Source organism: Micromonospora sp. DT228, assembly GCF_049841595.1.
In the GTDB taxonomy this organism is placed as follows: domain Bacteria; phylum Actinomycetota; class Actinomycetes; order Mycobacteriales; family Micromonosporaceae; genus Micromonospora.
Genome location: NZ_JBNCKO010000001.1, coordinates 71,920 through 94,797 on the forward strand (window position 1 = coordinate 71,920; position 22,878 = coordinate 94,797).

Here is a 22,878-nt window from a genome sequence, read left to right on the forward strand (position 1 = left end):
CAGGATGGCGAGCGTGAGTCTGCGCTTCGTCCTCGACCCCGACCTGACCCCACGCCTGTGCGCCGAGATCGTCGCCCTCTGGACGGACGCCAGCAACGCCGGCGGCGCGGTCGGCTTCGTTCCACCGGTGACCGCCTCCGACGTGCGCGTGCTCGCCGACCCGACCTTCGCCGGCATCGCCGACGGATCGGACCGCCTGCTTGTCGGCTATGCCGGCGATCGGCTGGTGGCCCTGCTGGTCTTCACCGACAACCGCTTCCCGCTGAAGGCGCACTGGTGCGTGTTGAAGCGGGTGATGGTCCACCCGGACGCCCAGGGCGCCGGTTACGGTTCGGCGCTGATGGTCGAGGCCGCCCGGTTGGGCAGGCACCTCGGCCACGAGGCGCTGCACGTGACGGTCCGCGACGGGTTGGGGTTGGACGCGTTCTACGGCCGCCTCGGCTACCGGGAGGTCGGCCGGTTGCCGGGCGCGTTGCGGGTGGCGCCCGGTGACGACCGGGACGAGATCCTGATGTGGTTGGACCTGACGCCTACTGACTGAGCGGTCGGGCGCCGCACCAGCGGGCGTCGGCCGCGGCCGGCTGGGCGCTCGGCGTGCCGGTGGCCGGCGCGCTCGCCTTCGCCACCTCGACCGGGCGGCGGGCCGGTGTCGGCGTACCGGCAGCGGGTTTGTTGGCGGGCGGTCGGGCCGACGCGGACGGTCGCGGCGTGGCGGCGACCGCGCCGCGCCCGTACATCCGGACCGCGCTGTTCTGCACCTGGCCGGGCGCCATCCGGATGCCGCTGGCGGTGGCCCGGTTGCCGTACACGTCGCTGATGCGGAGGGTGAACGGGCCGGCGCCCGCGCCGGAGGCGATCAGCCAGTAGTTGTAGTCCTGCCGGGCGGCCGAGCGCCACGGGCCGCTTTCGCCCTGCCGGACCTCGACGGACCGTAGCGGGTTGCCGTGGTTGCCGACCCGGACGGCGAACCAGAACTGCGACGCCCCCTCCTTGATCCGGAAGGTGAGCGGACCGGGCAGCGGCGGGTTGACCACCGCACGGTAGGTGACCGGGACGAGGCCCTGGACCGGTTCGGCGATCCGGGCGAACGCCTCGCGGGACAGGTCGAGATGCCCGGGGGCGCACTCCGGGCACTGGTCCATGATCAGCACTCGGACGGTGCCCTTCGGGCCGGTCACGTCGAGGAAGCCACCGCAGGCGGCACCCGCCGAGTATTCGGTCGGGCCAAGCGCGACGTAGAGCTTGTTGGCCGGGGCGGCGGGATTCGAGCAGTTGCCGCCGGCGCCGTTCGAGTCGTAGAAGGTGGCCTTGCCGCTGTGCGTGGCGGTGCCGGTGGGCGGCGCGGCGGCGAGGGTCCGGCCGGCGGCGCAGGCCGGGGCGGCGCCGGACCGCAGGGTCAGGGACAATCCCAGGGCGGCCGCGACGACTGTGACGCCGGCCGCGACCAGCCAGGGCGTCGAGCGGGACGACGACGCCTGCGGCTGCTCGGGAGCATGGTCCAGGTCGATGTCGACAACGCTTACGTCCGTCACGACGGCGATGCTGCCGGAACGGGACGCGGGCGGACAAGCCGGCTAAGCCAAAGCTAAGACAGCAGTGACGGACGGTGATCGGCGCGCTCCACGTGCCGGTCGCGGTCGAGCTTGGTCAGGGTGCGATGACGAGCGGGGCGCCCACCGCCAGGTGGCCGGTGTCGAGCGGCACCAGGTGCAGTCCGAAGAGGAGCTTCTGCCGGACGTTGCGGTGTCGTCCGAGGGTGCGCAGCGGTTCCGTCGTGCGTACCCCGGTTTCCTGGTCGGTGGTGGTCACCACGCAGCGGCCGCACGGCCCGGCGGCGCGGAACAGCAGGTCACCGATGCGCAGCGAGCGGCCGACCCAGTCGTCCTCGGCCCAGGCCGACGCGCCATCGACCACCAGGTTGGGCCGGAACCGGGTCATCGGCACCGGTTCCTCACCCGCCTCGGCCAGCCAGGCGTCGAGGGCGTCGAGGGAGGCGGTGTTCGTCAGCAGCAGCGGGTAGGCGTCGGCGAAGCTGACCTGGTCACCGGTGTCGTGTTCGCGGTCCCCGGCGGCCAGGTGGCGGGTCGGCCGACCCAGCCAGACCAGCCGGACCGGTCGGCCGAGCAGCGCGCCGAGCCAGTCGTCGGCCGTTCGACCGGCCGGCAGGGCCGGGACGGGGATCGTGCGGTGTCGGAAGGTCCGCACCGGGACCGGTGCGCCGTCGGGCGGCTCCGGCACGTCGAGGTCGGGCTGCCCGTCGGCGCGCAGCGACAGGACCCCGGGGCGCACGGTGGCGTGCAGGCCGACCAGCCGGGTGACCTCGCGCTGGGTGACGCCGACGCCGTCGGCGTCCACGACCATCCAGCGCCGGTCGCCGGCCAGGCCCCACGGCTGCACGAAGGCGCCGTCGTGGTCGAGCCGGTGACAGCCCTTGACGGGGTACGTGTGGATCGACCTCAGCCGCACCTGGCTACCATGCCACGTCGATCCCGTCGCCGGGGTACCAGTGGTCGGCGGGGCTCTCCCGGCCGCTTCGGCACGGCGGCGACCGGGGTGAATGGCGTGCGGGCGATGGCTCGGCGCAGTTGCGTGGCGTCCACCGCTGCTTCATAGCAGGTTCACCGCAACGATCGTCGGAAAAGTTTCGGTCGGGATGCGGAACCCTACGATCCGGACGGGGGTACATCCCCGTAACCGGGAATCAGTAGCATCGCGGCATGCAGTATCGCCAAGAGTACGCGGAGCCCGAGACCCAGTTCATCGCGGCGCAGCAACCATCGGAGCCCACGAAGAAGGCGCGTTCGAGGCGGCCCCGGTGGCAAAAGGTCGCTTTGATCACTTTCGTGGTCCTGGCGTTGCTCGGCGGTGGCGGGATGATCGCGGGCGGTTTGTACTTCCGTTCGATCAACTCCGGCATCGAGCGCGTCAACGCCTTCGACGATGTGCCGGAGGCCGATCGCCCGCAGGTGGGTGAGAACGCCAAGGGCGCCATGAACATCATGATTCTCGGCAGCGACTCGCGCGATCCGGACAACGAGTCCGGCTCCCGCACCGACACGATCATCGTGGCCCACCTTCCGAAGGACCGGTCCAGCGCCCAGCTCATCTCGATCCCCCGGGACACCTGGGTCAGCGTGCCGAAGTCCCCGAGCGGCCGGGGTGGCAAGGACGCGAAGATCAACGCGTCGTTCGCGTGGGGTGGCGTGCCGCTGCTCGTGCAGACGGTGGAGAAGTTCACGGGTGTACGGATCGACCACGTGACGATCGTCGACTTCAGCGGCTTCAAGGAGATCGTGGACGCGCTCGGCGGCATCAACGTGGACGTGGAGAAGGGCTTCACCACGTTGTACGCGCTCAACGGCAGCCGGACGTTCAAGGCCGGACGGCAGAAGATGGACGGGGCGGCAGCGCTTGACTACGCACGCGAACGGCACGCCTTCGCCGACGGTGACTTCGCCCGGATCAAGCACCAGCAGCAGGTGATCAAGGCGATCCTGGACAAGGCGGCGTCCGGCGGCACGCTCGCCAACCCGGCCAAGCTCAACTCCTTCGTCAAGGCGACGGCGGACGCGGTCGCGGTGGACAAGAAGTTGAACCTTGTGGACCTTGCCTCCGAGATGCGTGACCTGCGCAGCGGCAACCTGACGTTCCTCACCTGCCCGGTGAAGGGCACCGGCATGATGGGCACCGAGAGCGTGGTGCTGGCCGACAAGGAAAAGGCCGCTAAGGTCTTCGATGCGGTCCGCAACGACAACGTTCCGGGAATCCTCGCCGCCGCAAAGTAGGAGAAGGAACTGGCTTGGCGGCTATGGTGGCACGACCCGGTCGATCGTAGAGTTCGGTCGCCCTTCTGGTCGGGACGCATGACCGAGGGCTTTTACGGGGAGGTCCACTAGTGTCAGGCCATCCGGCGACCAGCCATTCGTCCACGCCGCCCGTCGGCGGGGACGATCTTGACGTGCCGGGCGACGAGGGCCGCCTCTACGGGGGTGCCCCACCCGTGCCCCAGACGAGGGCGCCTGGGGTTCGGGCGCAGGCCAAGGTCGAGGTGCCAGGTCTGGGCACCACCGCGGTCCTGCCGTACGCGAGGTCGCGCACCTCGTCGCGCACCCGGTGGCTGCGGGCGTGGATGATGAATGCGCCCGTCGACGCCGTCGCGCTTATCGCTCCGCTGCTGCTGAGCCAGAGCTACTGGCGCGGGACGCTCGCCAACGCCGTCCTGACCGTGGCCCTGTTCGCGGCCGGCGGCCTCTACCGGCCGCGCCGTCACGTGAGCATCCTCGACGAGTTGCCGAGCCTCTGCGGACGGCTGCTGGCCGCCGCCTCGGTGGTGGCCATCATCGCTGCCGAACGCCACGCCTCCGTGACGTACGTCAGCGGGTTCATGCGCGACGTCGCGGTGTCGGCGTTGCTGGTGATCCTCGGACGTGCGGCAAGCAGGTCCTTCACCGTCCTGTCCCGCAAGCGTCGGTGGGCGGAGCACAACGCCCTCGTCGTCGGCGGCGGGCCGATCGGCCTCGAGATCGCCCGGTTGCTGCGTCGCTACCCTCAGTACGGCCTGCGGTTCGTCGGCTGCGTCGACGCTCCGTCGCGCAAGAACAACGCGGCGCTCGCGCTGAGCGGGACCATGACGGACCTCGAACACCTCGTCCGGCTGACGGAGTGCGAAGTCCTGATCATCGCCGACCCGGACTGCGACGAGTCGACGCTCATGGAGACCCTGCTGCAGCCCCGCAGCTCGCGCTGTGATCTCTGGGCCGTGCCGCGTCTGTGGGGCTCGCGCTCCCACGGCGGTTACCCCGACCACATCGGCGCGTTCCCGATCGTCAAGATCGGTGACATCACGCTGAGCGGCCCCCGGTGGGCCATCAAGCGGGCGTCCGACATGTTCTTCGCCGGGTTCGCGCTCCTGCTGTTGAGCCCGATCCTGCTGCTCTGCGCCCTCGCCACGTTCATCGATGGTGGCCGTGGGATCTTCTTCTACCAGGAGCGGATCGGCCGGTACGGCAAGCCGTTCAAGGTCATCAAGTTCCGGTCGATGCGTCCCGTGAACGAGCAGGAGTCCCAGACCAACTGGTCCATCGCGCACGACAACCGGGTCGGGCCGATCGGCCGGTTCATGCGCCGGACCTCGCTGGACGAGCTGCCCCAACTGTGGAACATCCTGCGCGGCGACATGAGCGTGGTCGGCCCTCGGCCGGAGCGGCCGTACTTCGTGGAGAAGTTCTCGGCCGAATACCCGGACTACGCGGCACGCCACCGCGTCCCCGTCGGGCTCACCGGCCTTGCCCAGGTCAGCGGCTTGCGGGGCGACACCCCGATCTCCGACCGGGCCCGGTTCGACAACTACTACATCGAGAACTGGTCGCTGTGGTTGGACGTCAAGGTGGTGCTCCGCACCGTCTCGGAGGTCTTCCGCGCCGGCGGTCGCTGACCAGACGCCGAAACGCCGCGGGTGGCGGCGCCGACGGAGTTCGCATCGTCGGCGCCACCACCCGCGGCGTTGTCAGTTCAGGCGGTGGGTGTGGTCTTGAGGGGTTCCCACCAGGTGCGGTTGTCGCGGTACCAGGTGACGGTGTCGGCGAGGCCCTGGTCGAGGGTGATGCTGGGGGTGTAGCCGAGTTCCTGGTGGATCTTGGTGATGTCGAGGGAGTAGCGGCGGTCGTGGCCCTTGCGGTCGGTGACCGGGATGACGCGGTCCCAGTCGGCGTCGCAGGCGTCGAGGAGCCGGCCGGTGAGTTCCTTGTTCGTCAACTCGGTGCCGCCGCCGATGTTGTAGACCTCACCGGCGCGGCCCTTCTGCTGGACGAGGGCGATGCCGCGGCAGTGGTCGTGCACGTGCAGCCAGTCGCGGATGTTGCCGCCGTCGCCGTAGAGGGGGACGGTGCCGCCGTCGAGGAGGTTGGTGACGAACAGGGGGATGAGTTTCTCGGGGAACTGGTAGGGGCCGTAGTTGTTGGAGCAGCGGGTGACGACGACGTCCATGCCGTGGGTGCGGTGGTAGGACAGGGCGAGCAGGTCGGAGCCGGCCTTGGATGCCGAGTAGGGGGAGTTCGGTGCCAGGGGCCAGGTTTCGGTCCAGGAGCCTTCGTCGATGGAGCCGTAGACCTCGTCGGTGGAGACGTGCACGAAGCGGTTGGTGCGGTGGCGCAGGGCGGCGTCGAGCAGGGTTTGGGTGCCGAGCACGTTTGTGGTGACGAACGGTGCGGCGCCGGCGATGGAGCGGTCGACGTGTGATTCGGCGGCGAAGTGCACGATCACGTCGTGGTCGGCGACGACCTCGTCGACGATTGTCGGGTCGCAGATGTCGCCCTGGACGAACCGCAGTCGCGGGTCGTCGCGGACGGGGTCGAGGTTGGCCAGGTTGCCCGAGTAGGTCAGTTTGTCGAGCACGGTCACGACCGCCGGCTCGAGTGGCGGCACGCCGTCGGCACTGCCGAGGGGCTTGCCCAGCAGCAGGCGAACGTACTCCGACCCGATGAATCCGGCTCCGCCGGTGACGAGGATCCTCACGGGTCCGAGAGTCTACGCCGACGGATTGGCGTCGACGGCAGGTGTTTCGGCATTATCGGGTAGAGCCGACCGGGCGATTGCAGGTGCAACGGCCGTCCGGTAGAAAGTGCCAGCGAAGTACGACTTGTCGTGCCCGCACGTATTGCATCTATGGGGGGCGAGTGGAGCGCGTGTCGCTGGTCAATACTGCTCGGCCGTCGCCGAGCCCCGGCACGAAACCATCGCCCGGACGCCGCCTGCTGGCCCTGCTGCGGAAACTCGTCGCACCCGAACGTCTCTACATCGGCGCTCTCGGGCTGACCGGGCTGGCGGCGGTCCTGTCGGTGGCCCTGCCGCCCGCGGAGCGCGGTGAGCTGTCCGCGAACATGGTGAGCGCGACGCTCGGTGCGGCCGTCGGCGGCCTGTCCCTCGACACCTTCCTGTTGTCCCGTCCGGGCGGCTGGGTCTTCTCCCGGGGACGCCCCTGGGTCCTCGGCATGTTGGCGGCCTCGGTCCTCCTCTCGGTCGTCGCCGCCGCGGTGCTCACCACGGTGGCCGGGCTCGGCAGCTACCTGGTCGGCATGGGGTCCGCGGCCGGTCTGACGATCTTCAACACGGTCTCGTCGATCGCGCTGCGCCAGAAGGGCTTCCTGGTCGTCTACGCGATGCGGGCGGCGAGCGGGGCGGTCCTGGTCGGTGGCTACGTGGCGCTGTACTTCGCCGGCTACCTGGACGGCGGCCTGTGGAGCATGGTGTGGCTGGTCGTCCAGTGGGTCAGCGCGCTGTCCGTGTGCGCCCTGGTGCTGGGGATGCTCCGGCGGATCGGGCCGGCGCCACGGCCGGAGGCGACAGCGGTGGACTACCGCGCCGACCTGGCCGCCGTCGGCAACCTGCACCTGGGCATCTTCGCCCAGATGATGACGCTGCGGTTCAACCAGATCCTGGTGGCCAGATTCGTCGGCGCCGGCCCACTCGGCGTGTACGCGCTGGCGGTCGCCGCGCTGGAGTTCGCGCAGGCGGGTGCCGTCGTGCGGGCGCAGCGGATCCTGGCCAGCCGGGACGGCGACGGCGGCCCCGACCCCACCCGAGCGGTGGTCACCGCTGCTCTGCCGGTCGCCCTGGCCGCTGTCCTCGGGCTCGGTGTGCTGGGCTACCTCCAGCCGGAGTACCGGTACGCCTGGATCCTCGGTCTTGTCCTGCTGCCCGGTTCACTGGCCACCGCGGCCGGCAAGAGCTGGAGCGCCCTGCTGTTGAAGAGGCGGGGCGAGCGGGCGACGACTGTGGTCGCACTGATCACTCTCGGGTTCGCGATCCCCGCATACTTTGCGATCATCCCGTGGGCGGGTGTGATCGGGGCGGCGATCGCCTCGACGCTCGCCTACGCCGTACACGCCTTCGCCTCCAGAGCAAGCCTGCGACGAGCACAGTCGCCGAATCATGGGACGGTTTGACATGGATGTCTCGATCGTTGTCCTCGCCTGGGAGGACTTTGAGCGCACGCGCGCCTGCGTCCTGTCGCTGCCGGCGGAGGCGGAGATCGTTGTCGTCGACAACGGCAGCTCGATGCACATTCAGGAGTCGTTGAGCGCGTTCTGCGCCGAGCAGGGTGTCCGGTACGTCCAGTCCGGCTCGAACCTGGGGTACGCGCGGGGGATGAACCTCGGCGTACGCCACACCAGCCGGGCGAACGTGATCCTCTCCAACAACGACATCATCGTGCACGAGGACGCCGTGGCACGCCTGCTGACCGCTCTCGAGGACCCGAAGGTGGGCGCGGCCTTCCCGGGCGTGGTCACCCCGTCCGGCGTGTCACAGACCGAGGGCGGGCGGTTCCTGGGCCTGGGCGTGGGTCTCGCCCACGCCACCGGGCTGAGCATGGTGCTGCCGAACCTGCGGATCGTCGCGCCGCCGGAGAAGGCGGACTGGCTGACCGGCCCCTTCGTCGCCATGCGCCGCGAGACCTTCGACGCCATCGGCGGCGTCGACGAGACCTCGTTCTTCTACTCCGAGGACATGCGGCTCTGCTGGGCCGTCCGTCAGCAGGGTCTGGGGCTGGCGTACGTGCCGGAGGCCGTGATCATGCACGAGGACGACGCGACCGCCAAGCGGCGCTGGTCCGAGGAGGAGATCTCCGAGCGCCGGACCCGGGAGTTCATCCGGGCGAGCCGGACCATGGGTGGCACGCGCGGTCGCATCGCCACGACGGCGTACGTGGGCGGGGTGCTGCTGCGCGCCGCGGTAGGCGGTAACCCGGTTCGCCGCGCCATCGCGAAGGGCGCCGTCGAGGGGCTGCGTACCTCGTGAAGGTGTTGTTCGTCTGCACCACAGGTGGTTCCGGACGGCGGCAGCTCGGTGGCGCCGAGCGCATCCTGACCGAGATCATCCCGGCGCACGCCCGAACGGGCCTGGACGTCATCGCCGCCACCTCCGACGACGAGGTGGGCCACGCGCTGCGCGAGGCCGGGGTGCCGTGGATCGGGCTCAGCGCGACCAGCCGGATCGACCTCGCGTACGCGCGGGAGATCCGCCGCCTGGTCGACGAGGTGCAGCCGGACGTGGTCTGCGCCCACCTGCTGTCCGCCGCCATGCACTCCCGGGCGGCGCTGAGCATGGGACGCCGGCGGATCCCGCTCGTCGTCACCCTGCACAACAGCCTGTGGCAGTACCGGGACACCGCCGGGTCGTTCCAGCAGAAGGCGCTCATCCAGTCCAACATCACGCTGGACCTGGCCATGCGTCGGGCCCGTCCACACGCGACGGTGGCGGTCTCCGAGTTCGAGGCCTCCGAGCTGCGTGACCGTGGTGGCGTCAAGAACATCCACGTGATCCCGAACCCGCTGCCCGTCACCTGGCCGAGCCCGAAGCCCGCGCACCTGCCGGAGCCGGGACGACGGCCGGTGGTCGGCTATCTCGGCCGGCTGGAGAAGGAGAAGGGCGCGGATCTCCTGCCCGAGATCGCCTCCCTCCTCCCGGACCTGGACTTCAAGGTCGCCGGGGCGGGTTCCATGGCGATCGATCCCAGGCCCAACCTCGACCTCGTCGGTCGGGTCGCCGCCGCGGACTTCCTCCAGGAGATCGACTGTCTCGTGGTGCCGTCCCGGGTCGAGTCCTTCGGGCTCAGCGCGCTGGAGGCGTTGTCCCTCGGCGTACCCGTGGTGCACACCGGGGCCGGCGGTCTGGCCGAGGTCACCCGACACGCGACGGGCACCCTGGCGTTCCAGGCGGACCTCGCGCCCGCGGCGCTCGCCGGTGCCATCCGGGAAGCCGTCAACCGGCGTGCCGTCGACGAGGGGCAGCGGGTGGCCGAGTGGTACGCCCAGGAGTACGCCTTCGACAGGTGTGTGCAGCGGTGGCAGAGCTTGTACAGGTCCCTCCTGTGACGAGCGCGCCGCCGGCCAACAGATTGTCCGCGCGTGACCAGAAAACGATGAGGGGGGTGTCCGAGTGGCAGAGACGCTGACGATCGTCACGGTCCTCTACCGGTCCAGCGACATGCTCGCGGAGACGCTTCCGACGTGGGTACGCGCCGCCGAGGGCCTGCCGGTGAAGTTCGTCTTCGCCGACAACTGGCCGGAGGACGAGTGCGCTAAGGTCATCGCCGACGCTCTGGACGACGACAGGTACGAGTATCTGCCCGACTCGTCGAACCCCGGGTTCGCCGCGGGCTGCAACCGTGCCGTCGCGCCGGTGCGGACAAGCCACGTGCTGCTGCTGAACCCGGACGTCTGGTTGCCGGAGGACGCGCTGACCCGTCTCTTCGCCAGCATCGCGGCCGACCCGGAGAGCCCGATCGCGGTGGGGCTCGCCATGCACGGCGGCGAGTACGTCGGCATCGACCTGCACCCGGTCTCGCTGTTCATCGACAGGTCGGCGACGGTGCCACGCGGCCCACTCGGTCCGTCCGGCGGCGCGGCAGTCTTCCCGACCGCGCTCTTCCACCGTTTCGGCGGGTTCTACGAGCACCTGTTCGCCTGGGGTGAGGACGCCGACCTCGCCTTCCGCATGTATGCCGAGGGCCTGCGGACCCGGCGGTTGGACTTCATGCTCCCGCACGCTGGTGGTCACAGCGTCGAGGGCGACAACAAGCTTCAGGGATTCCGGGCGTTCCTCCTGGCCCGCAATCGGCTCCTGGTCGCCGCGCGGACCTTCACCTGGCCGCTGATGCTCGTCGCGATACCGGTTCTCGCGCTGGCGCACCTCGCACTTGCTGCCCGGCGGGCCCGTCAGGGCCTGCTCCGACCCTTCCTGCGTGGCGTGGGACGTGGCCTGCTGGAAGGGCCCGCGGCGCGCCGGCAGTGGAAGGGCAAGCGATTCGGTTATGCATCCCTGATCAGCTATCTGAAAGTTCGGAGCGCGTGATGGCAGGACAACCGTGGAGCGTCGTAACGGTCACCTACAACTCCGCGGACACCCTCCGCCGGTGCTGGAGCGGTGCCGACAAGCCCTACGAGTGGATCGTCGTCGACAACGACTCCGCTGACGACTCGGTCGCCGTGGCCGAGGAGCTGGGCGCACGGGTCATCCGGCTGCCGGAGAACGTCGGCTTCTCCAAGGCCAACAACGTCGGCGTCCGCCAGGCCGCGGGCGAGTACGTGCTGTTCGCCAACCCCGACCTGGAAATCGAGCCGGCCGGGTTCGTCACGATGCAACGCCACCTGGACGTGCACGGCGGCCTTGTCGCACCCCAACTGCTGGGTACCGACGGCATCCCCCAACCCAACGGCCGTGGCTTCCCGTACGCCACCGCCAAGTTGGGCAACCGGAAGATCTGGCCGCTGTCGCGGATGCACGCGAACTACCGGGTGGTGGCGAACGCCGGCGAGGCCGTCTACGTGGCCTGGGTGATGGGCGCGGCGGTCGCGGCCCGCACCGCGGACTTCGTCGCCATGGGCGGGTGGAACGAGCGGTTCTTCCTCTACTACGAGGACCACGAGCTCGGGCTGCGCGCGTGGCGGCACGACATGCCCGTGGTGCTGCTCGGCGACGTGCGGTGGACCCACCACTGGGCCCGTGCGACGAACTCGTTCCAGTGGTCGCGGGCGCACACCCTGGAGTTGCAGAGCGCCCGTACCTTCTTCGGCCTGTTCCCCGAGTTCGTGGTCGGGCTGCCGACTGCCGCCCGACGTAACCCGCAGGCGGCACGCCTGATCGGTGCCCAGGTGCCCGCGCAGCGCGACGGATCACTGCCCAGCTCGACCCAGCCGGCCGGCGCGAACTAGGCCGCAAACCGGCCGCAGCGCACCGATCCTTTCGCGAGACAGGCGGTGCACGGTGCCTCGAGTTGCAGGTATTACCCAGGACTCGTGCTTCTTCTCGTTCGGGACGGTCATCAGTGCTCTCACTCCTCCAGCGTGCCGTGCGGCAATCGACAGCGTCGACTCCCCTGGCGACGGCCTACAGCGGACGCGCGAACAGCTTCGGGGCCCTCCGGCTCGCATTCGCGCTCGCCGTGGTGCTGTCGCACTCGGCGGCCCTCGGCTTCGGGCGTCCGCTCATGCAGCGGATCGATTTGGGAGCCTTGGCGGTGGCGGGGTTCTTCGCGATCTCCGGGTTCCTGATCGTCCGCTCCGGCAGGCGCAGCTCGATACCGCGCTTCCTGTGGCACCGCGCCCTGCGGATCTGGCCCGGCCTGTGGGTCTGCCTTCTGTTCACGAGTCTGGTTGTCGCGCCCCTGCTCTACCTCGACCGGCACGGCACCCTCGACGGCCTGTGGCGGAGTCCGGGTGGCGTGCTGGACTACCTGCGATTGAACTGGTGGGGCGGGCTGCGCCAGTTTGGCATCGCCGACGTTCTGGTGGGCGACACGCCGTACTGGCGGTGGCAGGGCGGCAATACGATCAACGGGTCGCTGTGGACCCTTGCCTACGAGTGCTTCTGCTATCTCATCGTGGCCGTCCTGGCCGCACTCACCATCCTGCGTCGGCAGCTCCGCTGGCTCCCGCTACTCGCCCTCGTTGTCGTCTTCGGGGTGCTCTGCTGGAACTACTACCAGGCTGGCGTGCCTGGACAACAGGTCTGGACGACTGGCGAGATCGGGCCGCTTCCGCTGCTCGGCGCACTTCGGGAGGACTCGTTCCTCTGGTACGGCTTCATGTTCCTCGCAGGCGGGGTCGCCGAGCTCTACAGCGATCGGATGCCGATCAACGACCTGCTCGGCGTGCTCTCCCTCGTGGTCATCGGGTGGTTCGCCGCGACCGGGAACTTCTTCGGCCCGGGGTTGCTCGCCTACGCGTACGTCGTCTTCTGGCTCGCCGTGCGGCTGCCGCGTGCGCTGCACCGGATCGGGAAGGTCAACGACTACTCGTACGGGTTGTACATCTACTCCTTCGTGGCTCAACAGGTCATGGCCAAGTTCGGCGTCCAGGCGATCGGTCTCGCCGGCTTCTTCGTCGTCAGCGCACTGGTCAGTACCGGGCTCGCGGTGCTCTCCTGGCATCTGGTCGAGAAGCAGGCACTGAAGCTGAAGAACTGGACGCCTGAGGCGCTGCGGGAGCGACCCGAGGAACCGGCACCTCCGCGGGACGGCGACATGACCCCAAACCCGTCGAACGGAAGCGTCGCGGCGTCGCCCCTGGCCGGCCGAGCACCGGATTTCGGCCCGGCACCGGCCACGGCACCAGCGGTTGGTTGACGGGCACCCGACCCGTCCGCCCGACCGTTTCGTACACAGCAGGAAGAGGCTCCGCATGGCGACCGACCTTGACCCCCGAAGGGTGGGCGATGACCTGGCGTCGCCGCCCGCATCCAGACGCCGCGCGATCCCGTGGGACTGGATCGCCGTCGCCGCCCTCCTCGCCCTGATCCCGATCGTGCACGACGTCAAGACGATGCTGACGGCGCCGTACTGGCTCGACGAGGCCTGGGTGGCGCTTTCGGTGCGGTTCCCACTCGGCGACCTGCCGGTTACCACCTCGTCGACCCCGATCGGGTGGAGCCTCCTCCTCCGTCTGGTCCCCGACCAGGACTACCTGCGGGTGGTGCCGCTGTTCTTCCACGCGCTCGCGATCGGCGCCGCGTACGCGCTCGGTCGGTTGGTGTACCCGCCGGGGCGGCGTACGGGCATCGTGGCGGGCCTCGTCTGCGGAGCCGCGGTGCTGCTCTTTCCGGCCCAGCAGGTCCGCCACGACCTGAAGCAGTACTCCGCCGATGCCTTCGTCGCGGTGGGGCTGCTCGCACTGACCGCGTGGACGGAGCGGGGTTGGTCCCGGGAGCGGTTGGGGATTCTCGCCGCCGCGATCGGTGTGGGGATGTTCGTCAGCCACACGACCGCCATCCTCGCTCCGTGTGTGCTTGGCGGGCTGTTCCTGGCCACCGCGGTTCGGCGGCAGTGGGCACGGCTCGTCGAGGTGACCGTGGCCGGGTTCGCCGCCGCGCTCGCCGCGGCGGCCGTCTACCTCACCTTCTCGGCACGAGGGCGAAGCGGCGCGATGCAGGATTTCTGGGCCGCATACTTCCCCCGTCTCGGCGAGTTGCCCGGATACCTCGAGCAGCGGGGCGAGGCACTGACCCGTATCTTCGGCGCGCCCGTGCTGCTCGTTCTGTGCCTGTTCGTCGTCGGCGTCGTGACGTTCGTGCGGTGGGGCCGCCCCGCCACCGCGACTGCGGTGCTTCTGCTGCCGCTAGCCATGATCACCTTGGGTGTCTCGAAGATCTATCCGCTGTTGGATTGGCGCACCTCGCACTTCGTCTTCGTGACAGCCGCGGCGGTCGCGGGTGTCGGACTTGGCGGGCTGGCGCACCTCGCAGCCGCGATCGCCCAGCGGGTGTACCGCCGCCTGCCAACCACCATCGCGACCGCGACGATCTGCGCGGTCCTGGTCGGGGCCTTCGCTGTCCACAACAGCCAGTGGTACCGGTTCGACGGGGATGAGGCCGAGCTCGAACGCACCCCCATCGCCATGACGGACGTCCGCGAACAGACCCGGTACGTGAACGCGCACCGCGCGAAGAACGACGTCGTCGTCCTGAGCTTTGCGGCTACGTACGGCTTCGCGTTCTACTCCACCCGGGACCACGTCGGCCTGGTGGCCCCCTATGGCAACACGGTCGGCTGGTGGGTCGACATACCCGCCGACTCCGGCGTGGTCGTGATCCCGGGGTTGGACGAGAAGGCCGTTCGGGGCGGGCTTGGTCGGGCGCTGACGCTGGCCGGGGAACGCGGTGGCGCGCGAGTCTGGCTGATCCGATCCTTCGTCGTCGGCGAGGAAGTGGGCTCCTGGCAGTCGGTGCTCGCCGACTACCGGGTCGAGCAGATGACCAACGGAGTGGAGCCGGTTGTCGTGGTCAGCGAGAACTGACGCCTTCAGCACAGGCCTTCTTCAGTTCACCTCGGCGGGCGTCTCCGGACGGACGAACACCCACACCCGGTAGAGGGTGAAGTTGACGACTGTCATCACGGCGAGCACGCCGATGCGGGCGGTCAGATAGTGGGCGCCGAGCCCCACGAGCGCCGTCACCGACGAGACCGTGATGATCCAGTTCGTCACCGCCAGGACCAGGTATCGCCGCAGTTGCCGGACGGCCGAGCCGTTGGCGGCAAAGACCCACTGCCGGTTGAGCACGAAGTTGAGCACGAACGAGAGGACAACGCCGCACAGGGTGGCGGCCGGCAGCCACACGTCGAACAGACCATGCAACACCCAGAGCGTTCCCGCGTCGACTGCGAAGCTCGCCCCTCCGGTGGTGACAAACCTGGCCAGACTGAACGCGATCAACCACGGGCGCGTGCGAGTGCGGGTGATCGGCGCCTCGGCGGAGGAGTTCACGGGGAGGGTCACGGGCGGATTCTACGGGTGCCGATCGTGCTGGAGTGAATGGGGTTCCCGTTAGGAACGGACGCTCCGAGCCCGATAAATGGTCCGGAAAAGGTGGAATGCCGGCCGCGGCAAAGCATCCCGCAAGCAGTTTCGGGGGTTGCCCGGTGGCCGACTCTCATCTGATCAGAGCCACGCCGAAGTCGCGCTGCGGCGAGACGAGAAGGGGCGGACCGGGTCTTCCCGGTCCGCCCCTTCTTCGCGTTCTCGGTATGCCTACGGCGCCCGCAGGATCAGTTGGGCAGCGCCGGTATGGGAGCGTCGTGCGCGCCGGGCCGTTCCGTCTTGCCGGACGCCGGTTCGGAGGCCACGTCGCCCAGGTCGCGCCCTGGTGTCGCGGAGTCACCAGAGTGACCATCTTCGTGGATCACGTCTGGCCCGAGCCCTCTCAGGCCGATGGAGTAATAGACGACGAACAGGATGGCGGCGCCCACGGCCATGGCGATCGGAAGAATCGAGCCCACCGCCGGTTGCCACGATCCACCGATCGGGTTGAAGGACGGGGGCTTGTCAACGGGGATGCCTCGCTGATACCGAATCATCGTGAAGCAGAGGGCAACGAGATGCATCGGCAGGAGGACGATCGCGAAGAGCCGAGCCAAACGCGGGGCCAGGTCGAACGGGATGCGATCGGCCAACAGATAACCGGCGAGGATCGGCACGCCCACAAGCATGGGCAGCAGGTACCGACCCTGCGAGATGAACCCGTACTCGTTGACGTTGAAGGCCTCGAGCAGAATCGGCACGACAAGTCCCAGGCCGCCCAGCCCCAGCACCCGCCACCTGTCGACAGGTCGCCCGACGGCGAGGGCGAGCAGGACCACGACGCCGAGAGCCATCCACCACGCGAGGTGGACCACAACGGGGAGCGAAGTGTCGAGCCAGCCCATCACGCCGACCAGTTCGGCGAGTGTGGCCGGCAACTCCCGGATGAACTCGTACTTCAGGATGTCATCCATGCCCAGCGGCGCGTCCGGCGGAAACGGGACGATCTCCTGCGTGCGTCGCCACAGGGTCCAGGCGACGCCGACCAGCCCAGCCACCGCCCAGACCCCCGCGAGCCACCACGTGCGGCGGTTGCGAACCAGGGCCACATAACGGGACCGGCCGAGCGGCACCAGCAGGACGGCCACGATGATGGCGAACCAGAGTGGGCCAGCCGATCGCACGTTCAGCATCACGATGCCCGCGACACCGGCAAGCCACCAGGCGGACCGCGACCGACCGGCCCCGTCCGGCTCCAACAGGAGCGCGATAAGTGCCATCACCAGGCCCGCGCCGGCGGCGATCTCCACACCGTTCGGATTGACCGCTCCGCCGAGGTGGGCGGTCATCGGCGTGAGCGCGACGATCAGCCCGGCCAACGCTCCGCGTCGGCGCATCGAGAGGGCAACCAGAGTCGCCCAACCGAACAGGCCGGCGACAAGTGCGGCGTTCAACAGTCGGGCGGCGATCACACCAGCCATGTCCGGAGAGATGACGAGCGGCCAGCCAGTCACCAGGTAGTAGGCCGGGTTGTAGCGACCCGCCGAGTTGTCGACCAGAACCAGGGTCTCGTCACCACCGGGCTTTCCGATTGAGCAATCGGCGGCGACGGACAGCTTGCGGGCGAAGCAGGCGTCGGGCGGGAGGCTCAGCGGGACCTGCTCGGCCGCGCCGTTCGCGGCCAGATCCGGTGTGATCTGCCCGGACGACACACTGTATCCCTGCCACAGATGGGCTACCTCGTCCGGCGCGCCGTTGTAGGGAACGGCCAGCCCCCAAGCCGCGAACAGGAGGAAGTAGGCGACGAATGGCACTGATCTCCGGGCGACTGCCCTGGCCCTACCCGCACCCGCGAAACGCTGGTTCAACTGCACTCGGCTCGAAGACACGCGTGGCAGCATAACGTGAACCGGGCAACGCCATTCTCCTACGCTGACGGCCCCACGAAGGTCCGTGTCACAGCCCGTGGCCGGCGGGCACGTCGACCCCGGCGCGGTCTTCTCCCCGCTGGGTGCGTTGCCTCGCTACGGCGTGCCCCGCCGGTCGCCGGAACGGCCAGGTGAAGCCGCCGGCACCCGCGGCACCCAGGCCGACAGCCAGGAGGAGTACGGCCACGGCGGGCAGCCACAGCCACACGTCGAAGAAGAAGATCTGCGCGGCGAACCCAACCATGATCAGTCGGGCGACAAGCGACCGGGAACGCCACCACAGCGTCAGCAGCAGACCGAGGAGGCTGACCAGGCCGACCAGGCCGTAGTTGTACCAGGTGCTCAGGTAGGTGTTGTCGAGCACCTGCGCCTGCCCGTCGTTGATCCCGACGTTCTCCAGGTAACGCACGCTGGACTCCGGTCCGTTGCCGAAGATGACCGTGGACCAGTTGCGGGTGATGCCGTCCCACGCGACGTCGATGCGGTTGAAACGGGCGTTCGCGCTGGCGGACTCCAGCGGGTCCGACATTCGTGACCCCGCGACGCCGACCGAGCCAGCCGAGCTCTGGGGGGAGTTCACCGAACCGGGATTGGAGCCGGGGCTTGTCGGCGTCGGGCTGACCCAGGCCGGGGACTCTGTGTCAGGGCCGACCCCGAAGGTCGACGGACTGACCGCCACGGCGGCGAAGGCGATCGCGCCGATCGCGACCGCGCTGAGCACGCTGTGCCAGGAGAGCTTACGGAGCTGCAGGACCAACCAGATCCCGAGCGCGAGGACCAGGCCCACCCAGGCGCTCCGCGTGCCCGACAGCACCAGCCCCACGAGGTTGGCGGTGAAGGGGATGTACCAGTACCGGCCCCGAATGGTCAGTGCCACGAGCGCCATGGCCATGGCGAAGGAGCCGTAGACGATCGGGTGGCCGAAGATTCCTGCCGCCCGGGTCGGGTCGAACGCGGACGTGTAGGTCCAGTCGTACGCGAACTGGTCGAAGAAGGGCCAGGTGCCGGTGAGGGTCTGGTACTTGGCGAACACCGCGACGGCGACGCTGACCCAGGTGAACGCCTCGGCGATGCGCAGGATCAGCTTCGGGTCACGACGCGCTTCCTCGACGAGATGCCAGCCCAGGACGCCAAAGCACAACAGCGGTGCGGCGCCGACCACCACCGGCTTGACCCCGTGCCAGTGCGCCAGGCCCGCGATCACGGCGCAGAGCGGGAGCAGGAGGACCGCACCGAGCAGCCGCGGCGGCCATCCGTCGCGTTCGGCGCGGTGCAGACGCCCCCAGCTCGCGAGGACGAAGAGGACGAGCAACAGCGTGTACGAGGGATTTGTCGGGTAACCGAAATTGACTGTCACCGGGACCAGGAATGCCACCACGAAGATGGCCCAGGTGATGCGGACCGGCTCCTGCAGTGCCCAGCCCAGCAGGGCGCCGGCGCCAACGGCGAGCGCGAGATCCCACCTGCCGACCACCAGGAACGCAACGGCCAGCAGCAGGAGGCACGAGCTGAGGAAGCGCGCGGGGCGCCCCATGTCGTTGAGCCGGTCAGTCAACACTCGCACCGTGCGATAGTACGGATCAGCCGGCGAGATCGGACGCCGGCCGTCGGGCAAATCGCTGCCCGGGCGTCGGCGTCGCGCGTCGGGTGTCAACTGTACCGACGCCACACGTCACGCAGCGCCTCCCAGTTGCCCCCGATGCCTGTCTCACAGGGCGTTTCGAGAAAGAATGCGCCGTCGACGTCGTCCCGGTCCCACCAGAGGGCGCAGACCGCCTGGCCGTCCGCGGCCTTGTAGGCGTACTCGACGTAGCTGCCGGCCGCCCCGGTCGTGCCGCCGGTCGTCTGGGTCGCCCCCTTCAGCCCGGGGGCGAACGCACCGGCAGCGGCGTTGAGCTGCTGGCGGCTCGTACGGGCCAGGTCCTTCTGGGGCCGTTCCGGATAGAGCACGAAGTGCAGCCACAGGCTGCCGTAGGGGCAGGAGATGTGGCGCTCCTCGTCCGGCGGCAACGGCGGGCCACCGGCACTGTTGTAGACCGTGCAGCCGCCGATGTCGGCCAGCCACGGTTCGCCAATCGGGGCCAGATCGCCGACGAACTTCGCCTTGTTGATGGAGAGCTGGGTCGCCTTGAAGGGCGAGAGGGAGGCGGTCCCGGACGGGGAGGGGGAGGTGCTCTCGTCGGCACTCCCGCGCAGGGCGTAACCCGCGACGCCGGCGACGAGCGCGAGCGCCAACCCACCGGCGATCCACATCCAGCTCAGGCGTTTCCGGACGACCCGGACCGGTGCGATCCGCCGCCCGGCCATCGCTGGCTCATGGTCGTACGGGGTCAGCCCTCCGGAGGAGGGCACCGCCGAGATCGGTGGGGACGACTGGGCCCTCCACGGCACCTGCGGATACAAGGCCAACTGCTGTGTCGACCCCACAAGCGCGTCCTGCGTGCCACGCGCCGGGTCTTCGGTCGGGCCGACGGCAGACACGGGAGTGCCACTGACCGGCGCGGCCGGACCGCTGACCGGCGCGTTGAGGTTTTCGACCCGGTACTCCTGCTGCAGCAGCCCGAACAGGCGCTGCGGGGCGTCACCCTGGTCGTCACCGTAGGCAACCCACGGGTTCGCCGCGGTCAGGTCGGCCTCCTCGTAGGGGGAGCCGCCGGGCGCGTCACCCAACATCCGGACGGCGTAGGCGAAGGCGTCTCGCCAGCGCGGGTCCGCCGCAGCGGGTCCGTCCAGCAGGACGACCGTCCTGGGTCGCCCCTGCTCGTCGACAGCGGCCCACGCCTTCCCCACCGGAGACGCGCCGAGCGCGTGGGTGAATCTGTAGGGACTTTCCGGCTGCATGCGCACTCCTCTGTCGAACTGCCGTCGGGATAGTACCGATCCGCACCGAGCCCGGCGGGCCGCCTTCACCGCGTGCCCGTGGCGGCGCGACGGCCGACAGAAGCCGCTCGTACGCCGCACCGGTGTTGCTCGTTGAAAGTTTTCATGCATAGAGTCACGGTGTGAATGAAGGAGCTGTCGGGGTGTCGGTCGAGCAGGTGCTCGACCTGTTCGACGGGGTGCGGCTGACCCCCACCCAGCGCCGGATCGCGCACTGCCTCGTGCAGCACGCCCCCGCCGTGGCCTACCTGTCCGCCGCCGAGGTCGCCGAGCTGGCCGGGGTCAGCCAGCCGTCGGTCACCCGGTTCGCCGTCGCGCTCGGCCACGACGGATACCCGGCGCTGCGCCGCCGGCTACGGGACCTGACCGTCGCGGCGCCGGCCGGATCGGACGACGCCGGCAACGAACTACAGCAGGCGGTACGCGCGGAGATGGGCAACCTGGACCGGCTGGCCGGCCAGCTCGCCGACACCGACCGGATCGCCGAGACCGGGCGGTTGCTCGCCCGAAGCCGCCCGCTGCCGGTGCTCGGCCTGCGCGCCGCCGCGCCGCTGGCCGCGTACTTCGCCTACTTCGCGGCGAAGGTGCACCCGGACGTACGGGTGCTCGACGACGGCGGCAGCCTGCTCACCGACCGCCTGGAGCAGGCCGCCGAGGCCGGGGCGTCGACCCTGCTCGCCTTCGTCCTGCCCCGCTACCCCCGGGAGACCCTGGACGCGCTCCGCGACGCCCGCGACGCCGGGCTGACCGTGGTGGCGATCACCGACTCACCGGTCAGCCCCGCCACCGAGCACGCCGACGTGGTGCTGCCGGCGGCGGTCGGCGCGCAGCTCGTCTTCGACCTGCACACGGCCCCGATGACCCTGGCCATGGTGTTGTTACAGGCGATCTGCGACGCCGCACCGGCCGACACCCAACGCCGACTGGAGGCGTTCGAGGCCTCCGCGGCCCGCCGTCAGTTGTTCCGCGGATGACCGGAGGAGACCCGAGATGACCCAGCCCGTCCGTGCCGCACGGGGCAACCAGCTCACCGCCCGCGGGTGGCAGCAGGAGGCCGCCCTGCGGATGTTGATGAACAACCTCGACCCGGAGGTGGCCGAGCGCCCCGACGACCTGGTCGTCTACGGCGGCACCGGGAAGGCGGCCCGGGACTGGCCGTCGTACCACGCGTTGGTCCGCACGCTTACCGACCTGCGCGAGGACGAGACGATGCTCGTGCAGTCCGGCCGCCCGGTGGGCGTGCTGCGTACCCACGAGTGGGCGCCCCGGGTGCTGCTGGCCAACTCCAACCTGGTCGGCGACTGGGCGACCTGGCCGGAGTTTCGCCGGTTGGAGCAGCTCGGCCTGACCATGTACGGGCAGATGACCGCCGGTTCGTGGATCTACATCGGCACCCAGGGCATCCTCCAGGGCACCTACGAGACGTTCGCGGCGGTGGCCGCCAAAATCGCCGGCGCCCGCGGCGACGGGCCGGGGCTCAGCGGGGGCGACCTCGCGGGCACGCTCACACTTACCGCCGGCTGCGGTGGGATGGGCGGCGCGCAGCCGCTCGCGGTCACCATGAACGGCGGCGTCTGCCTGATCGTCGACGTGGACCGCACCCGGCTCGACCGGCGGGTGCACGACCGCTACCTGGACGAGGTCGCCGACTCGCTCGACGACGCGGTACGACGGGTGCTCGACGCGAAGCGGGACCGGCGCGCGCTCTCCGTCGGCGTGGTCGGCAACGCCGCCGAGGTGTTCCCCGAGTTGCTGCGTCGCGGTGTCGAGGTCGACGTCGTGACCGACCAGACCAGTGCCCACGACCCGCTGTCGTACCTGCCGGTGGGGGTGGAGCTGGCCGACGCCCGTGACTACGCGCACGCGAAGCCGGCCGAGTTCACCGACCGGGCCCGCGCGTCGATGGCGACGCACGTCGAGGCGATGGTCGGCTTCCTGGACGCCGGCGCCGAGGTCTTCGACTACGGCAACTCGATCCGCGGCGAGGCACAACTCGCCGGATACCAGCGCGCCTTCGACTTCCCCGGTTTCGTGCCCGCGTACATCCGGCCGTTGTTCTCCGAGGGCAGGGGCCCGTTCCGGTGGGCGGCGCTCTCCGGCGACCCGGCCGACATCGCGGCCACCGACCGGGCCATCCTGGAGTTGTTCCCGGAGAACGAGCCGCTGGCCCGGTGGATCAGGCTGGCCGGCGAGCGGGTCGCCTTCCAGGGCCTGCCGGCCCGGATCTGCTGGCTCGGCTACGGCGAGCGGGACCGGGCGGGTGTGCGGTTCAACGAGATGGTCGCCTCCGGTGAACTCTCCGCCCCGGTCGTCATCGGGCGGGACCACCTGGACGCCGGCAGCGTGGCCAGCCCGTACCGGGAGACCGAGGCGATGGCCGACGGCTCCGACGCGATCGCCGACTGGCCGCTGCTCAACGCCCTTGTCAACACGGCCAGCGGCGCCTCCTGGGTGTCCATCCACCACGGCGGTGGGGTGGGCATCGGCCGGTCGATCCACGCCGGGCAGGTCTGCGTCGCCGACGGCACCGCCCTCGCCGGGCAGAAGATCGAGCGGGTGCTCACCAACGACCCGGCGATGGGAGTGATCCGGCACGTCGACGCCGGCTACGACATCGCCCGCGACGTGGCGGCCCGCACCGGCCTCCGCACGCCCATGGCCGAGGGATCCGCGTGAGCGCGAGGAGTGCAGCGCAGCGGAGCCCCGCAGTCGCGATCATCAGGAGCACCGTGAGCGCGAGGAGTGCAGCGCAGCGGAGCCCCGCAGTCGCGAACACCAGG

Annotated in this window: 19 protein-coding genes; 12 read left to right on the top strand and 7 right to left on the bottom strand. The window is 69.8% G+C overall.

Features of this window, described 5'->3' with window-relative positions; all coding sequences use genetic code 11:
- Positions 1–13 precede the first annotated feature (13 nt).
- Entirely contained in the window at positions 14–541 is a 528-nt protein-coding gene (locus ACLQ29_RS00315) for a GNAT family N-acetyltransferase (RefSeq protein ID WP_425769654.1), read from the top strand.
- Here ACLQ29_RS00315 and ACLQ29_RS00320 read toward each other — a convergent pair.
- Entirely contained in the window at positions 531–1,532 is a 1,002-nt protein-coding gene (locus tag ACLQ29_RS00320; RefSeq protein ID WP_425769655.1) for an expansin EXLX1 family cellulose-binding protein, read from the bottom strand. The two genes, ACLQ29_RS00315 and ACLQ29_RS00320, sit on opposite strands and share 11 nt — an antisense overlap.
- Positions 1,533–1,647: 115 nt before the next feature.
- Positions 1,648–2,466, bottom strand: a complete 819-nt coding sequence (locus tag ACLQ29_RS00325) for an MOSC domain-containing protein (protein ID WP_425769656.1) — start codon at positions 2,464–2,466, stop codon at positions 1,648–1,650.
- Positions 2,467–2,717: 251 nt separating this feature from the next.
- Between ACLQ29_RS00325 and ACLQ29_RS00330 the strand changes: the two genes are divergently transcribed.
- Both ACLQ29_RS00330 and ACLQ29_RS00335 read left to right on the top strand, forming a co-directional pair.
- A complete protein-coding gene (locus ACLQ29_RS00330) occupies positions 2,718–3,785 on the top strand; it encodes an LCP family protein (RefSeq protein ID WP_425769657.1) in 1,068 nt (355 codons plus the stop codon).
- Positions 3,786–4,129: 344 nt separating this feature from the next.
- Positions 4,130–5,434 (top strand): sugar transferase, encoded by a 1,305-nt coding sequence (locus ACLQ29_RS00335; protein ID WP_425770144.1) that lies wholly within the window; start codon positions 4,130–4,132, stop codon positions 5,432–5,434.
- A 77-nt stretch (positions 5,435–5,511) separates the two neighbouring features.
- Here the strand turns inward: ACLQ29_RS00335 and rfbB are convergent, their stop codons facing one another.
- Complete coding sequence (gene rfbB, locus ACLQ29_RS00340) at positions 5,512–6,513, bottom strand: dTDP-glucose 4,6-dehydratase (RefSeq protein WP_425769658.1); 1,002 nt, start codon at positions 6,511–6,513, stop codon at positions 5,512–5,514.
- Between the two features lie 161 nt (positions 6,514–6,674).
- Between rfbB and ACLQ29_RS00345 the strand changes: the two genes are divergently transcribed.
- From ACLQ29_RS00345 to ACLQ29_RS00375, 7 genes are all read left to right on the top strand, one after another.
- Positions 6,675–7,943, top strand: coding sequence for a lipopolysaccharide biosynthesis protein (locus tag ACLQ29_RS00345; protein ID WP_425769659.1), 1,269 nt, complete (start codon positions 6,675–6,677; stop codon positions 7,941–7,943).
- 1 nt (position 7,944) lies between these two features.
- Positions 7,945–8,796: a glycosyltransferase gene (locus ACLQ29_RS00350; protein WP_393366986.1), complete on the top strand. Its 852-nt coding sequence runs from the start codon at positions 7,945–7,947 to the stop codon at positions 8,794–8,796.
- Positions 8,793–9,872, top strand: coding sequence for a glycosyltransferase family 4 protein (locus ACLQ29_RS00355; protein WP_425769660.1), 1,080 nt, complete (start codon positions 8,793–8,795; stop codon positions 9,870–9,872). Before ACLQ29_RS00350 ends, ACLQ29_RS00355 begins: the two co-directional genes overlap by 4 nt.
- A gap of 64 nt (positions 9,873–9,936) precedes the next feature.
- A complete protein-coding gene (locus ACLQ29_RS00360) occupies positions 9,937–10,851 on the top strand; it encodes a glycosyltransferase family 2 protein (protein WP_425769661.1) in 915 nt (304 codons plus the stop codon).
- Complete coding sequence (locus ACLQ29_RS00365) at positions 10,851–11,711, top strand: glycosyltransferase family 2 protein (protein ID WP_425769662.1); 861 nt, start codon at positions 10,851–10,853, stop codon at positions 11,709–11,711. The genes ACLQ29_RS00360 and ACLQ29_RS00365 overlap by 1 nt, the downstream gene beginning before the upstream one ends.
- Positions 11,712–11,848: 137 nt before the next feature.
- The gene (locus tag ACLQ29_RS00370) at positions 11,849–13,123 is read left to right on the top strand and encodes an acyltransferase family protein (protein WP_425769663.1); all 1,275 of its coding nucleotides are present in this window, start codon (positions 11,849–11,851) and stop codon (positions 13,121–13,123) included.
- A 55-nt stretch (positions 13,124–13,178) separates the two neighbouring features.
- Complete coding sequence (locus ACLQ29_RS00375; protein WP_425769664.1) at positions 13,179–14,789, top strand: hypothetical protein; 1,611 nt, start codon at positions 13,179–13,181, stop codon at positions 14,787–14,789.
- A gap of 21 nt (positions 14,790–14,810) precedes the next feature.
- Here the strand turns inward: ACLQ29_RS00375 and ACLQ29_RS00380 are convergent, their stop codons facing one another.
- From ACLQ29_RS00380 to ACLQ29_RS00395, 4 genes are all read right to left on the bottom strand, one after another.
- Entirely contained in the window at positions 14,811–15,269 is a 459-nt protein-coding gene (locus tag ACLQ29_RS00380) for a GtrA family protein (RefSeq protein WP_425769665.1), read from the bottom strand.
- Positions 15,270–15,538: 269 nt separating this feature from the next.
- Complete coding sequence (locus ACLQ29_RS00385; RefSeq protein WP_425769666.1) at positions 15,539–17,104, bottom strand: DUF2142 domain-containing protein; 1,566 nt, start codon at positions 17,102–17,104, stop codon at positions 15,539–15,541.
- 142 nt (positions 17,105–17,246) lie between these two features.
- Positions 17,247–18,782, bottom strand: a complete 1,536-nt coding sequence (locus ACLQ29_RS00390; RefSeq protein ID WP_425769667.1) for an O-antigen ligase family protein — start codon at positions 18,780–18,782, stop codon at positions 17,247–17,249.
- An 86-nt stretch (positions 18,783–18,868) separates the two neighbouring features.
- Positions 18,869–20,059: a hypothetical protein gene (locus ACLQ29_RS00395; protein WP_425769668.1), complete on the bottom strand. Its 1,191-nt coding sequence runs from the start codon at positions 20,057–20,059 to the stop codon at positions 18,869–18,871.
- Positions 20,060–20,220: 161 nt separating this feature from the next.
- Between ACLQ29_RS00395 and ACLQ29_RS00400 the strand changes: the two genes are divergently transcribed.
- Positions 20,221–21,072 (top strand): MurR/RpiR family transcriptional regulator, encoded by an 852-nt coding sequence (locus ACLQ29_RS00400; protein WP_425769669.1) that lies wholly within the window; start codon positions 20,221–20,223, stop codon positions 21,070–21,072.
- A 16-nt stretch (positions 21,073–21,088) separates the two neighbouring features.
- The gene (hutU, locus tag ACLQ29_RS00405; RefSeq protein WP_425769670.1) at positions 21,089–22,774 is read left to right on the top strand and encodes a urocanate hydratase; all 1,686 of its coding nucleotides are present in this window, start codon (positions 21,089–21,091) and stop codon (positions 22,772–22,774) included.
- Positions 22,775–22,878 lie beyond the last annotated feature (104 nt).